General features: G+C 68.3%; 13 protein-coding genes. 6 read left to right on the top strand and 7 right to left on the bottom strand.

The window, feature by feature from the left end; translation table 11 throughout:
- Window positions 1-59: 59 nt before the first annotated feature.
- Window positions 60-2237, bottom strand: coding sequence for a malate synthase G (locus PcP3B5_RS03065; protein WP_061560547.1), 2178 nt, complete (start codon window positions 2235-2237; stop codon window positions 60-62).
- A 292-nt stretch (window positions 2238-2529) separates the two neighbouring features.
- Here PcP3B5_RS03065 and PcP3B5_RS03070 point away from each other — a divergent pair, with 292 nt between their 5' ends.
- Both PcP3B5_RS03070 and PcP3B5_RS03075 read left to right on the top strand, forming a co-directional pair.
- Window positions 2530-2988: a GNAT family N-acetyltransferase gene (locus tag PcP3B5_RS03070; RefSeq protein WP_061560548.1), complete on the top strand. Its 459-nt coding sequence runs from the start codon at window positions 2530-2532 to the stop codon at window positions 2986-2988.
- A 22-nt stretch (window positions 2989-3010) separates the two neighbouring features.
- Entirely contained in the window at window positions 3011-3529 is a 519-nt protein-coding gene (locus PcP3B5_RS03075) for a glycine cleavage system transcriptional repressor (protein ID WP_009615475.1), read from the top strand.
- A 626-nt stretch (window positions 3530-4155) separates the two neighbouring features.
- Here PcP3B5_RS03075 and rarD read toward each other — a convergent pair.
- From rarD to PcP3B5_RS03105, 6 genes are all read right to left on the bottom strand, one after another.
- Complete coding sequence (gene rarD / locus PcP3B5_RS03080) at window positions 4156-5040, bottom strand: EamA family transporter RarD (protein ID WP_009615478.1); 885 nt, start codon at window positions 5038-5040, stop codon at window positions 4156-4158.
- Window positions 5041-5983: 943 nt separating this feature from the next.
- Window positions 5984-6958: a serine/threonine protein kinase gene (locus tag PcP3B5_RS03085; RefSeq protein WP_061560549.1), complete on the bottom strand. Its 975-nt coding sequence runs from the start codon at window positions 6956-6958 to the stop codon at window positions 5984-5986.
- A 166-nt stretch (window positions 6959-7124) separates the two neighbouring features.
- The gene (locus tag PcP3B5_RS03090; RefSeq protein WP_061560550.1) at window positions 7125-7571 is read right to left on the bottom strand and encodes a substrate-binding domain-containing protein; all 447 of its coding nucleotides are present in this window, start codon (window positions 7569-7571) and stop codon (window positions 7125-7127) included.
- 78 nt (window positions 7572-7649) lie between these two features.
- Complete coding sequence (locus tag PcP3B5_RS03095) at window positions 7650-8417, bottom strand: TOBE domain-containing protein (protein WP_061560551.1); 768 nt, start codon at window positions 8415-8417, stop codon at window positions 7650-7652.
- Between the two features lie 88 nt (window positions 8418-8505).
- Window positions 8506-9204: a ComF family protein gene (locus PcP3B5_RS03100; RefSeq protein WP_061560552.1), complete on the bottom strand. Its 699-nt coding sequence runs from the start codon at window positions 9202-9204 to the stop codon at window positions 8506-8508.
- Between the two features lie 52 nt (window positions 9205-9256).
- A complete protein-coding gene (locus PcP3B5_RS03105; RefSeq protein ID WP_009615487.1) occupies window positions 9257-9550 on the bottom strand; it encodes a hypothetical protein in 294 nt (97 codons plus the stop codon).
- A 228-nt stretch (window positions 9551-9778) separates the two neighbouring features.
- Here PcP3B5_RS03105 and bioB point away from each other — a divergent pair, with 228 nt between their 5' ends.
- The 4 genes from bioB (at window position 9779) to bioC (ending at window position 13642) form a co-directional block, all read left to right on the top strand.
- On the top strand, window positions 9779-10831 hold the full coding sequence (gene bioB / locus PcP3B5_RS03110; RefSeq protein WP_061560553.1) for a biotin synthase BioB: 1053 nt from the start codon (window positions 9779-9781) through the stop codon (window positions 10829-10831).
- 88 nt (window positions 10832-10919) lie between these two features.
- Window positions 10920-12125, top strand: a complete 1206-nt coding sequence (gene bioF, locus PcP3B5_RS03115; RefSeq protein ID WP_061560554.1) for an 8-amino-7-oxononanoate synthase — start codon at window positions 10920-10922, stop codon at window positions 12123-12125.
- Window positions 12118-12843, top strand: a complete 726-nt coding sequence (locus PcP3B5_RS03120) for an alpha/beta fold hydrolase (protein WP_009615492.1) — start codon at window positions 12118-12120, stop codon at window positions 12841-12843. Before bioF ends, PcP3B5_RS03120 begins: the two co-directional genes overlap by 8 nt.
- Window positions 12836-13642: a malonyl-ACP O-methyltransferase BioC gene (gene bioC, locus PcP3B5_RS03125; RefSeq protein WP_061560555.1), complete on the top strand. Its 807-nt coding sequence runs from the start codon at window positions 12836-12838 to the stop codon at window positions 13640-13642. The genes PcP3B5_RS03120 and bioC overlap by 8 nt, the downstream gene beginning before the upstream one ends.
- Window positions 13643-13775: the final 133 nt, after the last annotated feature.

Here is a 13775-nt window from a genome sequence, read left to right on the forward strand (position 1 = left end):
CGGGCCGGAAATGAAAAAACCGCCCCGAAGGGCGGTTTTTCAGCTTACGCAGGCGCGAATCAGAGGCCGTTTTTCGCCTTGAATTCGCGACGACGGCGGTGCAGCACCGGCTCGGTGTAGCCGTTGGGCTGCTTGGTGCCTTCGACCACCAGTTCCAGCGCAGCCTGGAAGGCCACGTTGTCGTCGAAGTTCGGCGCCATCGGGCGGTACAGCGGGTCGTTGGCGTTCTGCCGGTCGACCACCGCGGCCATGCGCTTGAGGCTCTCGACCACCTGCTCCTTGGTGATCACGCCGTGGCGCAGCCAGTTGGCCAGCAGTTGGCTGGAGATGCGCAGGGTGGCGCGGTCTTCCATCAGGCCGACGTCGTTGATGTCCGGCACCTTGGAGCAACCGACGCCCTGGTCGATCCAGCGCACCACGTAGCCGAGGATGCCCTGGGCGTTGTTGTCGATCTCGTTCTTGATCTCTTCCGCACTCCAGTTGGTGTTGGGCGCCAGCGGAATGCTCAGGATGTCGTCGACCGAGGCCGGCGCGCGCTTGGCCAGTTCGGCCTGGCGGGCGAACACGTCGACCTTGTGGTAGTGCAGGGCGTGCAGGGTGGCCGCGGTGGGCGAGGGCACCCAGGCGGTGTTGGCGCCGGCCAGCGGGTGGGCGATCTTCTGCTCGAGCATGGCGGCCATCAGGTCGGGCATGGCCCACATGCCCTTGCCGATCTGCGCCTTGCCCTGCAGGCCGGTGGCCAGGCCGACGTCGACGTTGTTGTTCTCGTAGGCGCCGATCCACTTCTCGGTCTTCATGGCGCCCTTGCGCACCACGGCGCCGGCTTCCATGGAGGTGTGGATTTCGTCGCCGGTGCGGTCGAGGAAGCCGGTGTTGATGAACACCACGCGCTCGCGGGCTTCCTTGATGCAGGCCTTGAGGTTGATGGTGGTGCGGCGTTCCTCGTCCATGATGCCGACCTTCAGGGTGTTGCGCGGCAGGCCCAGCACATCTTCGACGCGGCCGAACAGCTCGTTGGTGAAGGCGACTTCTTCCGGACCGTGCATCTTCGGCTTGACGATGTACACGCTGCCGGTGCGGGTGTTCTTGCGGGTGGTGTTGCCGTTGAGGTTGTGCACCGCGATCAGGCTGGTGAACAGGCCGTCCTGAATGCCCTCGGGCACCTCGTTGCCGTTCTTGTCGAGAATGGCGTCGTTGGTCATCAGGTGGCCGACGTTGCGCACGAACAGCAGGGAGCGGCCGTGCAGGGTCAGCTCGGAGCCGTCGGCCTTGGTGTAGACGCGGTCCGGGTTCATGGTGCGGGTGAAGGTGGTGCCGCCCTTGCTGACTTCTTCGGCGAGGTCGCCCTTCATCAGGCCCAGCCAGTTGCGGTAGATGACCACCTTGTCGTCGGCGTCGACCGCGGCGACCGAGTCCTCGCAGTCCATGATGGTGGTCAGCGCGGCCTCCATCAGCACGTCCTTCACGCCGGCGGCGTCGGTCTGGCCGATGGGGCTGGCGGGGTCGATCTGGATCTCGAAGTGCAGGCCGTTGTGCTTGAGCAGCACGGCTTGCGGCTTGGCCGCCTCGCCCTGGAAGGCGATGAACTGGGCGGCGTTCTTCAGGCCGCTCTGGCTGCCGTTCTTCAGGGCGACGACCAGCGCGCCGTTGTTCACGCTGTAGGCGGTGGCGTCGACGTGGCTGCCGGATTCCAGCGGCGCGGCTTCGTCGAGGAAGGCGCGGGCGAAGGCGATGACCTTGTCGCCGCGGACCTTGTTGTAGCCCTTGCCCTTCTCGGCGCCGTTCTCTTCGCTGATGGCGTCGGTGCCGTACAGCGCGTCGTACAGCGAGCCCCAGCGGGCGTTGGAGGCGTTCAGGGCGAAGCGCGCGTTCATCACCGGCACCACCAGCTGCGGGCCGGCCATGTGGGCGATTTCCTCGTCGACGTTCTGGGTGCTGGCCTGGAAGTCTTCGGCTTCGGGCAGCAGGTAGCCGATCTCCTGCAGGAAGGCCTTGTAGGCCGCGGCGTCATGGGCCTGGCCGGCGCGGGCCTGGTGCCAGCCATCGATCTTGGCCTGCAGCTCGTCGCGCTTGGCGAGCAGGGCCTTGTTCTTCGGGGCCAGGTCGTTGACCACGGCCTCCACGCCTGCCCAGAACTTGCCGGCGTCTATGCCGGTACCGGGGATGGCTTCGTCGTTGACGAAGTCGAACAGGACTTTGGCGACCTGCAGGCCACCGACTTGAACGCGTTCAGTCATTGCTTGCCTCACTCTGCTCAGGACCAGCTCGGAACCCAGGCAAGACGCCTTGTAGTCCGAGCCGCGGAATACTACATGATGCCGTGGGAAAAATCAGTGGGCTTGCGTCGCGGTTAGACCAAAGAACGCATCTCAGTCACGTAGCAGCAATAATGTTCGCAAAAAACTGGTGGATTGTTCCAGATAAATCTGAAAACAGTACACGATTTATTCGGCGAGGAACCTGCGACGCCCCGTCGCAGCTGGCTCCGTGCCGCGGCCTATACTCAGGCTTCACCCTCGGAGGATCACCATGCTCATCGCCCGCGCCACCCTTGCCGACCTCGACGACCTGGTTCCGCTGTTCGCCGGCTACCTGGACTTCTACGAAGTGCCGGCGCCCCCGGCGGACATCCGCGACTTCCTCGGCCAGCGCCTGGAGCGCCACGAGTCGGTGGTCTACCTGGCGCGCAGCATCGACGGCGTGGGCCTGGGCTTCGTCCAGTTGTACCCCTTCTTCGCCTCCCTGGCACTACGCCCGGCCTGGCTGCTCAGCGACCTCTACGTGATCCCCGCGGCGCGCCGCGACGGCTATGGCGAGGCGCTGATGAACGCCGCCCGCGCCCACGCCGAGGCCAGCGGCGCCTGCGGCCTGCAGCTGGAAACGGCGAAGGACAACCGCAACGCCCAGGGCCTGTACGAGCGCCTGGGCTACCAGCGTGACGAACGTTTCTACACCTACTGGCTGGACCTGGGCCAGGCCCGGGGCTGACGCATCGACGCAGGAGGCTGCCATGAATCATCTCGTGCTCACCATCATCGCCCAGGATCAGCCGGGGCTGGTGGAACGCATCGCCCAATGCATCGCCGGCCACGGCGGCAACTGGCTGGAGAGCCGCATGTCGCGCATGGCCGGGCAGTTCGCCGGGATCCTGCGGGTGGCGGTGCCGGCCGAAGGCTACGACGAACTGGTGGAAGGTCTGCAGGAACTGGGCGAGCACGGCATCCGCGTGCTGCTGGCCGACAGCGGCATCGAGCCTTCCTGCAACTGGAAGCCGATCCACCTCGACCTGGTGGGCAACGACCGCCCGGGCATCGTCCGCGACATCACCCGCCTGCTGGCCGAGCACGGCGTCAACCTGGAGCGGCTGACCACCGAGGTGCTGCCGGCGCCCATGAGCGGTGAGCCGCTGTTCCACGCCGACGCGGTATTGGCGGTGCCGCTGACGTTGCCGCTGGAGCAGTTGCAGCAGCACCTGGAGGCCCTGGCCGACGACCTCATGGTGGATCTGAATTTCCACAAGGAGGACTGATGGGCAGGTGGAAGGCCTCCGTCCTGTGCATAAGTCTGTTGAGGAAATGTGTGTCAAGCGCTGAATGCCCCGCAGAGTGGGGCTTCAAGCGCAGCCGATCGTTGTGAACAGAACGCCAGGGGTTGCCCACAATCGCCGTGGGTTGTCCTGTTGGTTGGCTGTGGATGGATGGCTACACATCAGGCCAAACGTGGCCTGTGGCGGATCGCTCAGAAAATGATCCGTGCCCGGGGCACTCGCTGGCGGGGGCGGCTTATCCACGTCTTTGCACAGAAACCGTGGGTCGCGCTGTGGGCAACTGTTGTATGCCTGGCTACAGGCCGCGTGGAATCCGGGCTTGGAGGAAGTGATCAAAAATGCGCCAGGGCCGTCGAAGCCCTGCACAGAAACCCGGGAAAGCCCTGTGGAAAACCCCTGGGTAGATCGCCAGGGGCCTTTATCGACGAGCCTTGCGGGAATTTGTACGAGTTCTGAACAGCCATTCTCGCCGCCGTCAGGGTGTTCCGATTGTGTGGCGGCGCTATGGGGTTATCCCCGGCAGCGCTGGATGAAGCTGTGGAAAAGTTCCGGATGCCTTGCTGCAGGCCCCGCCAGGCGGGGCCTGCAGCTTGTCGCTCAGGAAATGATCAGGCGCGCCGCAGGCGGTACCAGATGTCCACGCTGTACACCACCAGCGCCAGCCAGATGCAGCCGAAGGCCACCAGGCGGGTGGAGTCCAGGTGCTCGCCGAACAGCAGGACGGCCTGCAGCAGCACCAGGGTCGGCGCGATGTACTGCAGGAAGCCCAGGGTCGCGTAGGGCAGGTGGCGCGCCGCGGCGTTGAAGCACACCAGCGGCACCAGGGTGATGGGGCCGGCGGCGGCCAGCCAGAGCGCCTGCGGGGTGGTCCAGAAGGCGAGGTGGGCGCTGGGGCCGTCGGCGAACAGCAGCAGCCAGCCCAGGGCCAGCGGCAGCAGCATCCAGGTTTCCACCACCAGGCCGGGCAGGGCGTCCACCGGCGCCTGCTTGCGGATCAGCCCGTAGAAGCCGAAGGTCAGCGCCAGCACCAGCGACACCCAGGGCAGGCTGCCCAGCTGCCAGACCTGCTGGGCCACGCCCAGCGCCGCCAGGCCCACGGCCACCCATTGCAGCGGGCGCAGGCGCTCGCGCAGCACCACCAGGCCGAGCAGCACGTTGATCAGCGGGTTGATGTAGTAGCCCAGGCTGGCTTCGAGCATGTGCCCGTTGTTCACCGCCCAGACGTAGACCAGCCAGTTGCTGGCGATCAGCACCCCGCTGGCGCCGAGAACGGCCAGGCGCCGCGGGTTGTCCAGCAGCTCGCGCCACCAGCCGGGGTGCTTCCACACCAGCAGCAGGGCGGCGCCGAACAGCGCCGACCAGATGGCCCGGTGGGTGATGATTTCCAGGGCGGGAATGCTTTCCAGCAGTTTGAAGTAGACCGGGAAGAGTCCCCAGATGACATAGGCGGTCAGGCCCAGGGCATAGCCCCGGCGGGGATTGGCGGTGGCCATCGGACGTCCTTGCGGCAGAAGAAAAGAGTGGCCGCGCCATTCTAGGGGGCGCGGCCGATGTTGTCTGTGCGTTCAGTTTCTGCCGGGCGTAACGGCGGACGTTACGCCGCGGCCAAACCGCGGGAACCTAGAAAACAACGTAAGCGGGCCCTGCCCGCGGTTTCGCGCGCAGGGCGCGCTCCTACAGGGGAATGGCATCGGCGCTCGGGCTTTCCCCTCACCCCAGCCCTCTCCCGGAGGGAGAGGGAGCCAGTCCGTGCCGGGAAGAGGCCTGGTTTCAGCCGGTGATCCCTGTGCCAGCCGGCTGACGCCGAAACACCCGTGTACTCCGAACGATCCCCTCTCCCGGAGGGAGAGGGAGCCAGTCCGTGCCGGGAGGAGGCCTGGTTTCAGCCGGCGGTCCCTGTGCCAGCCGGCTGACGCCGAAACACCCATGCACTCCGAACGGTCCCCTCTCCCGGAGGGAGAGGGAGCCAGTCCGTGCCGGGAGGAGGCCTGGTTTCAGCCGGCGATCCCTGTGCCAGCCGGCTGACGCCGAAACACCCATGTACTCCGAACGGTCCCTCTCCCGGAGGGAGAGGGAGCTAGTCCGTGCCGGGAGGAGGCCTGGTTTCAGCCGGCGATCTTTGTGCTAACCGGCTAACGCCGAAACACCCATGTACTCCGAACGGACCCCTCTCCCGGAGGGAGAGGGAGCCAGTCCGTGCCGGGAGGAGGCCTGGTTTCAGCCGGCGATCCCTGTACTAGCCGGCTAACGCCGAAACACCCGTGTACTCCGAACGGTCCCCTCTCCCTCCGGGAGAGGGTTAGGGTGAGGGGGCCGCAGGCCTGCTCGCTCGATTCCGTGCCCCTATGCGTTCCGTGAGGCACGGCGTTTCCCCCGCACAAACGGGCCCGCGAATCGCGCGCAGGGCGCGCTCCTACGGGCGCACGATGGGATGGCTCAGAACAACCGCAGCGGCTCCTCGTCCAGCGCCGCCAGCTGCTCGCGCAGCACCAGCACCTGCTCGCCCCAGTAGCGCTCGCTGCCGAACCAGGGGAAGCTCGGCGGGAACGCCGGGTCGTCCCAGCGCCGCGCCAGCCAGGCGCTGTAGTGCATCAGGCGCAGGGCGCGCAGGCCCTCGATCAGCGGCAGTTCGCGCGGGTCGAAGTCGTGGAACTCCTGGTAGCCGTCGATAAGCTCGGAGAGCTGCAGCAGGCGCTCCTGGCGCTCGCCGGCCAGCATCATCCACAGGTCCTGCACCGCCGGGCCCATGCGGCAGTCGTCGAGATCGACCATGTGGTAGACCTCGTCGCGGCACAGCAGGTTGCCCGGGTGCAGGTCGCCGTGCAGGCGGATGGCGGTGTAGCGGTTGTCGGCGAACAGGGCGTCCAGGCGCTTGAGCAGGTCGCGGGCCACCGACTCGTAGGCCGGCAGCAGGCTCTTGGGCACGAAGTTGCCTTCCAGCAGGGTGGCCAGGGATTCATGGCCGAAGTTATCCACAGTCAGCTGCTCGCGGTGCTGGAAGGGGCGGACGGCGCCCACCGCGTGCAGGCGGCCGAGCAACTGGCCGAGGCGGTACAACTGATCCAGGTTGCCCGGTTCCGGCGCGCGGCCGCCGCGGCGCGGGAACAGGGCGAAGCGGAAGCCGGCGAACTCGAACAGGCTTTCGCCGTCGCGCACCAGCGGCGCCACCACCGGCACCTCGCATTCGGCCAGCTCGGCGGAGAAGGCATGTTCCTCGCGGATGGCCGCGTCGCTCCAGCGTCCGGGGCGGTAGAACTTGGCCACCAGCGGCTCGCTGTCCTCGATGCCCACCTGGTAGACGCGGTTCTCGTAGCTGTTGAGCGCCAGCACCCGGGCGTCGCTGAGGTAGCCCAGGCTTTCCACCGCGTCGAGGACCAGGTCGGGCGTAAGGGCGGAGAAGGGATGGGACATGGCTGCGATCCAGGGCAGTGAACAGGCCTCTAGTCTACGCACACCGCCACGGGATTGCTGGCCCCTGCGCCATTACGCCTGGGGGAGGCTCTGGCGAAACCCATGGGGTCATGGCGATGGGTATCGCTTCGCTCAACGCCATCCTACGTGGGGTTCTCCTGCGGCGTCAGTTGCCGCAGGCGCTGAAGTGGAAGCCGGCCTTTGCCAGCGCCTCGGGATTCGCTTTCAGGTAGTTGAAGAAACGCTCCGCCAGCTCGCGCCGCGGGCCTTCCACCAGCACCAGGTAGTACTGCGGTTGCGGGGCGCAGGCGTAGGGCAGCGGCGCTTCGCCGCGGCCCCGGGTGTGCAGCGCCTGCACGCTGTGGGCGCCGTCGTCGGCGAAGAACAGGTCGAAGGCCATGCCCTGGCCGATGTCGCGGGCCAGCTCGGCGCTGTCGCCCTCGATCAGCAGGACCTTGTTGCCGGTCTGCAACTGGTACTGGTCGGCCAGCGCCTCCAGGGCCGCCATCGGCTGGTGACCGCTGGCCACGCGCAGCACGTCGGGGGTGGCCTGGCCGAGCGACGGCAGCAGGGCGCTGCATGTCAGTAGCAGGGGGATCAGGAAGCGGCGCATGGGCGGGGGCTCCGGCAGTGGGATGGCCTATTGGAACCCCACGGCCGGCGCCGGCCCTTGATTCAAGGCAGGCTTCGCTCAGACCGGCGTGCCGAGGATCACCTGGGCCGGGGAGAATTGCGTGCGCACCCGGCTGCCGGCGGCCAGGCGCAGGATGTCGATGCGTTCCTGATCCACCAGGGCGCAGAGCATCTGCCCGCCGGGCAACTGGATGCGCACTTCGCTGGGGCCGTCGCCGGCCTCGCGGATGTCCTCGATGCGCCCCTCCAGGGCGTTGAGCCCGGCCGGGCATTCGATCTGCGGCAGGTCGACGTAGAGCCAGCCGGCCTTCATCAGCGCGATCACCGGCAGGCCTTCGCGCAGCTCCAGCTTCTCGGTGCTCTCGCGGGTAATGCGTGCGTGGATGCGCGCGCCGCCGGGCAGGTCGACGCCGATCAGGTCGTTCAGGCCCGCCGGCTCGATGCTGCAGACGCGCCCGTGCAATTGGTTGCGCGCGCTGGTGCGCAGCATCAGGCGGCCGATCAGCTCCAGGTCCTCGCCGTCTTCCTCGATGCTTTCGAGCATGCGCTCGCGCAGTTCCTCCAGACGCTGGTACAGCGCCAGCAGGCGTTCGCCGGCCGGCGTCAGGCGCGCGCCGCCGCCGCCCTTGCCGCCGACGCTGCGTTCCACCAGCGGGCGCTCGGCGAGGTTGTTCAGCTCGTCCACCGCATCCCAGGCGGTCTTGTAGCTCATGCCGGCGGCCTTGGCGGCCTGGGTGATGGAGCCCAGCGCGGCGATCTGCGCGAGCAGGGCGATGCGTTGCGGGCGGCGGGTGACGTGCTGGGTGAGAAGGCTGAGGCTGGTCATCGTTTTCGTTGTTGTGTTCGCGATAGGGCGAGGCTGGTAGCTGCGCCGGCAAAAGGCAAGTGGAATCCGTCGGCTGCCGGCGCCGGGCTCAGCCCGGCTTCGGCGTGCGGGCCAGGCAATAGACGTCCACCCGCGCGGCGCCGGCACGCCGCAGCAGCTGCGCCAGGGCTGCGGCGGTGGCGCCAGTGGTCAGCACGTCGTCCACCAGCGCCAGGTGCAGGCCGCGCAAGGCCGCGCCGTCGTCCAGGGCGAAAGCCTGGCGCAGGTTGCGCTTTCGCTCGGCCTTGTCCAGGCCCTGTTGCGCCGGGGTGTCGCGCACCCGGCGCAGCGGCTGGCGCCAGGGCAGGCCGAGGTCCGCGGCCAGGCGCCGAGCCAGCAGCTCGGCCTGGTTGAAGCCGCGCTGGCGCTGCCGGCGCGGGGCCAGGGGCACCGGCAGGAGCAGGTCGGGCAGCGGCAAGCCCTCGGCGAAGGCGTGGCGCAGGTGGCGCCCCAGCAGTTGGCCGAGCAGCCGGCCCAGTGGCCGGTCGGCCTGGTGCTTGAAGCGGGTGATGGCGCCGTCCACCGGGAAGGCGTAGCGCCAGGGCGCCAGCACCTGGTCGAAGGGCGGCGGCCGGCGCAGGCATTCGCCGCAGGTCAGGCCGTGTTCCGGCAGCGGCAGGGCGCAGGTGTTGCAGTGGCCGCCCAGCCAGGGCAGGTCGGCGTCGCAGCCGGCGCACAGCGCCAGGCCGGTATCGGCCGGGCCGCCGCAGAACAGGCAGTCCGGGCGCGGAACGAGCCGCTCGCGCAGGCGGGCGAAAGTGAGCAGGGTGGCGTCCTCCGGGTGATGCCCCGGCGGACGCTCAGTGGATCAGCCAGCTCATCACGATCAGGCCGAGCACAGTGAGCAGGATGCCGCCGAAGAAGGAGCGCCGGACGAAGGCGCGGATGCCACTGTAGAGCAGCAACAGGCCGAGGAAGAGTAGGACGAAGCTGAAGATCGACACGTCCATTCCGATGGCCCGGGCCAGGCCATGGAGGAACTGGTCCATGGCCGCCCAGATGGCGCCCAGCAGGCCGGAAAGGAGGTCGACGACGAAGCGGATCGCCTTGCCGAGGGTCTGGCCGAGCCAGTCGAAAGTGCCTTCTGTTTCCATGAGCTCGCGGGATTCCTTCGAGTACCTGTGCTGTTGGAGTGGCGTTCTGCCCCCAGGTTCACGGCGCATGAATGATTGTTCAAATAATAGTCACTTGTCGACTTGTGACTTCAACTTGGTTGACAGCGACCAAGGCTTACATATCATGCCTCCAAAGCCTGAACCGCCACGCCCTGCCGTGGCGGCCGAGAACAACGAGGCGTCAGCCCGCGTCCGAAGGAACTCCCCATGAGTGCAACCGCATCCATCGCCACCCGCCACGACTGGACCCTCGCCGAAGTGAAGGCGCTCTTCGAGCAGCCCTTCAACGACCTCCTGTTCCAGGCGCAGACGGTGCACCGCGCGCACTTCGACCCGAATCGCGTGCAGGTCTCGACCCTGCTGTCGATCAAGACCGGCGCCTGCCCGGAAGACTGCAAGTACTGCCCGCAGTCCGGCCACTACAACACCGGCCTGGACAAGCAGAAGCTGATGGAAGTGCAGAAGGTGCTGGAAGCGGCCGCCGAGGCCAAGGCCATCGGCTCCACCCGCTTCTGCATGGGTGCCGCCTGGAAGCACCCCTCGGCCAAGGACATGCCCTACGTGCTGGAAATGGTGAAGGGCGTGAAGAAGCTCGGCCTGGAAACCTGCATGACCCTCGGCAAGCTGACCCAGGAGCAGACCCAGGCCCTGGCCGAGGCCGGGCTGGACTACTACAACCACAACCTCGACACCTCGCCGGAGTTCTACGGCAACATCATCACCACTCGCACCTATAGCGAGCGCCTGCAGACACTGGCCTACGTGCGCGAGGCGGGGATGAAGATCTGCTCCGGCGGCATCCTCGGCATGGGCGAGTCGGTGGCCGACCGCGCCGGCCTGCTGATCCAGTTGGCCAACCTGCCGGAACACCCGGAGTCGGTGCCGATCAACATGCTGGTCAAGGTCAAGGGCACCCCGCTGGCCGAGGAGAAGGACGTCGATCCCTTCGACTTCATCCGCACCCTGGCCGTGGCCCGCATCATGATGCCGAAGTCCCACGTGCGCCTGTCCGCCGGCCGCGAGCAGATGAACGAGCAGATGCAGGCCCTGGCCTTCATGGCCGGCGCCAACTCGATATTCTACGGCGAGAAGCTGCTGACCACCCGCAACCCGCAGGCCGACAAGGACATGCAACTGTTCGCCCGCCTGGGCATCAAGCCCGAGGAGCGCGAGGAGCACGCCGACGAGGTGCACCAGGCCGCCATCGAGCAGGCCCTGGTCGAGCAGCGCGATTCGCAGTTGTTCTATTCGGCCGTCTGACGACGGCAAGCTGGAAGCTTGAAGCCGGAAGCTTGAAGTAGCCGGTCCGGGCTTCTAGCTTTCAGCTTCTCGCTTCGAGCTTCCTGCCATGTCCTTCGATCTCTCCCCCCGCCTCGCCCAGCGCCAGGCGGACGATCTCTACCGCCAGCGGCCGTTGCTGGAGTCGCCGCAGGGCCCGCTGGTGCGGGTCGACGGTCGGCCGATGCTGGCCTTCTGTTCCAATGACTACCTGGGCCTGGCCAACCATCCCGAGGTGATAGCCGCCTTGCGCACCGGCGCCGAGCGCTGGGGCGTGGGCGGTGGCGCCTCGCACCTGGTCAACGGCCATTGCGGGCCGCACCACGAGCTGGAGCTGGCGCTGGCCGAATTCACCGGGCGGCCGCGCGCGCTGCTGTTCTCCACCGGCTACATGGCCAACCTGGGCGCGGTGACCGCGCTGCTGGGCAAGGGCGATACCGTGCTGGAAGACCGCCTCAACCACGCTTCGCTGCTGGACGCCGGGCTGCTCAGCGGCGCGCGCTTCTCGCGCTACCTGCACAACGACGCGGCCAGCCTGGCGCAGCGCCTGGGCAAGGCCGAGGGCAACACCCTGGTGGTCACCGACGGCGTGTTCAGCATGGACGGCGACCTCGCCGAGCTGCCGGCCCTGTGCGCCGAAGCCAAGCGTCACGGCGCCTGGGTGATGGTCGATGACGCCCACGGCTTCGGCCCGCTGGGCGCCCACGGCGGCGGCATCGTCGAACACTTCGGCCTGGGCCTGGACGATGTGCCGGTTCTGGTCGGGACGCTGGGCAAGGCCTTCGGCACCGCCGGCGCCTTCGTCGCCGGCAGCGAGGAACTGGTGGAGACGCTGATCCAGTTCGCCCGCCCGTACATCTACACCACCAGCCAGCCGCCGGCGCTGGCCTGCGCCACGCTGAAGAGCCTGGAACTGCTGCGCGCCGAGAGCTGGCGCCGCGAGCACCTGGGCAGGCTGATCGCGCGCTTCCGCCGTGGCGCCGAGGCCATCGGCCTGACGCTGATGGACAGCTTCACGCCGATCCAGCCGATCCTCATCGGCGGCAGCCGCCAGGCCATGGCGCTGTCGGCCGCGCTGCGCGACCACGGCATCCTGGTCGGCGCCATCCGCCCGCCCACCGTGCCGGCCGGCAGCGCGCGGCTGCGCGTGACCTTCAGCGCCAGCCACAGCGAGGAGCAGGTCGACCGCCTGCTCGAAGCCCTGGAACAGAGCTGGCGCCAGGTCTCCACCAGCCTGCTGGCGGAACTCGATGCCGAGGAGGGCGAGGATGCGTGACCAACTGATACTGCTGCCCGGCTGGGGCCTGGGCAGCGCGCCCCTGGAGCCGCTGCGCGACGCGCTGCTGGAGCAGGCGCCGCACCTGCACGTGCACATCGAGCCGCTGCCGCGGGAGGCCGACCCGGCGCTATGGCTGGACGAACTGGACGACGAGCTGCCCGAAGGCAGCTGGCTGGCCGGCTGGTCCCTGGGCGGCATGCTCGCCGCCGAGCTGGCCGCGCGCCGCGGCGAGGCCTGCCGCGGGCTGATCACCCTGGCCGCCAACGCCAGCTTCCGCCAACTCGACGACTGGCCGCAGGCCATGCCCAACAGCGTCTTCGAGGACTTCTTCGAAGCCTTCCTGCTGGAGCCGGAGCTGACGCGCAAGCGCTTCACCCTGCTGGTCAGCCAGGGCGCCCGCGACGCCCGCACCCTGGCGCGGCAGCTGCAGGTGGCGCTGCCGGCGCTGGAGACCGGGGCGCTGAGCGCCGGCCTGCAACTGCTGGGGCGCCTGGACACCCGCGCGGCGCTGGAGCGCTACGACGGCCCGCAACTGCACCTGTTCGCCGGCAACGACGCGCTGGTCCCGGCCGGCGCCGCCGAGGCGCTGCTGGGCTGGTTGCCGGACGTGGAAGTGAGCACCATCGCCGGCGCCAGCCACGGCCTGCCGCTGGAGCGCCCGGACGAGGTGGCCGCGGCCATCCTGGCTTTCATCCACGAGGGCGACGATGTCTGATCCCCTGGGCGGCGCGCTGCCGGACAAGCGCCAGGTCGCCGCTTCCTTCTCCCGCGCGGCCGCCACCTACGATGCGGTGGCCGAACTGCAGCGCGGCGTCGGCGACAGCCTGCTGGCGCGCCTGCCGGCCGAGTTGGCGGTGCGTCGCTGGCTCGACCTGGGTTGCGGCACCGGCCACTTCAGCCGTGCCTTGGCCCAGCGCTTTGCCGAAGCTGAAGGCCTGGCGGTGGACATCGCCGAAGGCATGCTGCGCCATGCCCGCGAGCACGGCGGCGCGCAGCATTTCATCGGTGGCGACGCCGAGCGCCTGCCGCTGCGCGGCGAATGCTGCGACCTGCTGTTTTCCAGCCTGGCCATCCAGTGGTGCGCCGACCTGCCGGCGGTGCTCGGCGAAGCGCGCCGGGTGCTGCGCGAGGGCGGCGTGTTCGCCTTCAGCAGCCTGTGCATCGGCACCCTGGGCGAACTGCGCGCCAGCTGGCAGGCGGTGGACGGCTTCGTTCACGTCAACCGCTTCCGCGCCTTCGCCGACTACCAGGCGCAATGCGCGGCCAGCGGGCTGGAAGTGCTGCAGCTGTCCACCGAGGACCGCGTACTGCACTTCCCCGACCTGCGCAGCCTGACCCACGAACTCAAGGCCCTGGGCGCCCACAACCTCAACCCCGGCCGCCCCGGCGGGCTCACCGGGCGGGCGAGGGTGCGGGCGCTGATCGAGGCCTACGAACGCTTCCGCCAGCCCGAGGGGCTGCCGGCGACCTATAGGGTGGTCCACGCCATCCTGCGCAAACCCATCTCTTCGTAGGAGGGGACTCCGGCAAACACGACGCCCGTAGGATGGGTTGAGCGAAGCGATACCCATCACCGCCACCGCATGGGTTTCGCAAGCTCAACCCATCCTACGAAAGCCCCTCGGCGCAGCCGGCACCTATGTATAG

The sequence above is a fragment of the Pseudomonas citronellolis genome, from assembly GCF_001586155.1.
Lineage (GTDB): Bacteria > Pseudomonadota > Gammaproteobacteria > Pseudomonadales > Pseudomonadaceae > Pseudomonas > Pseudomonas citronellolis.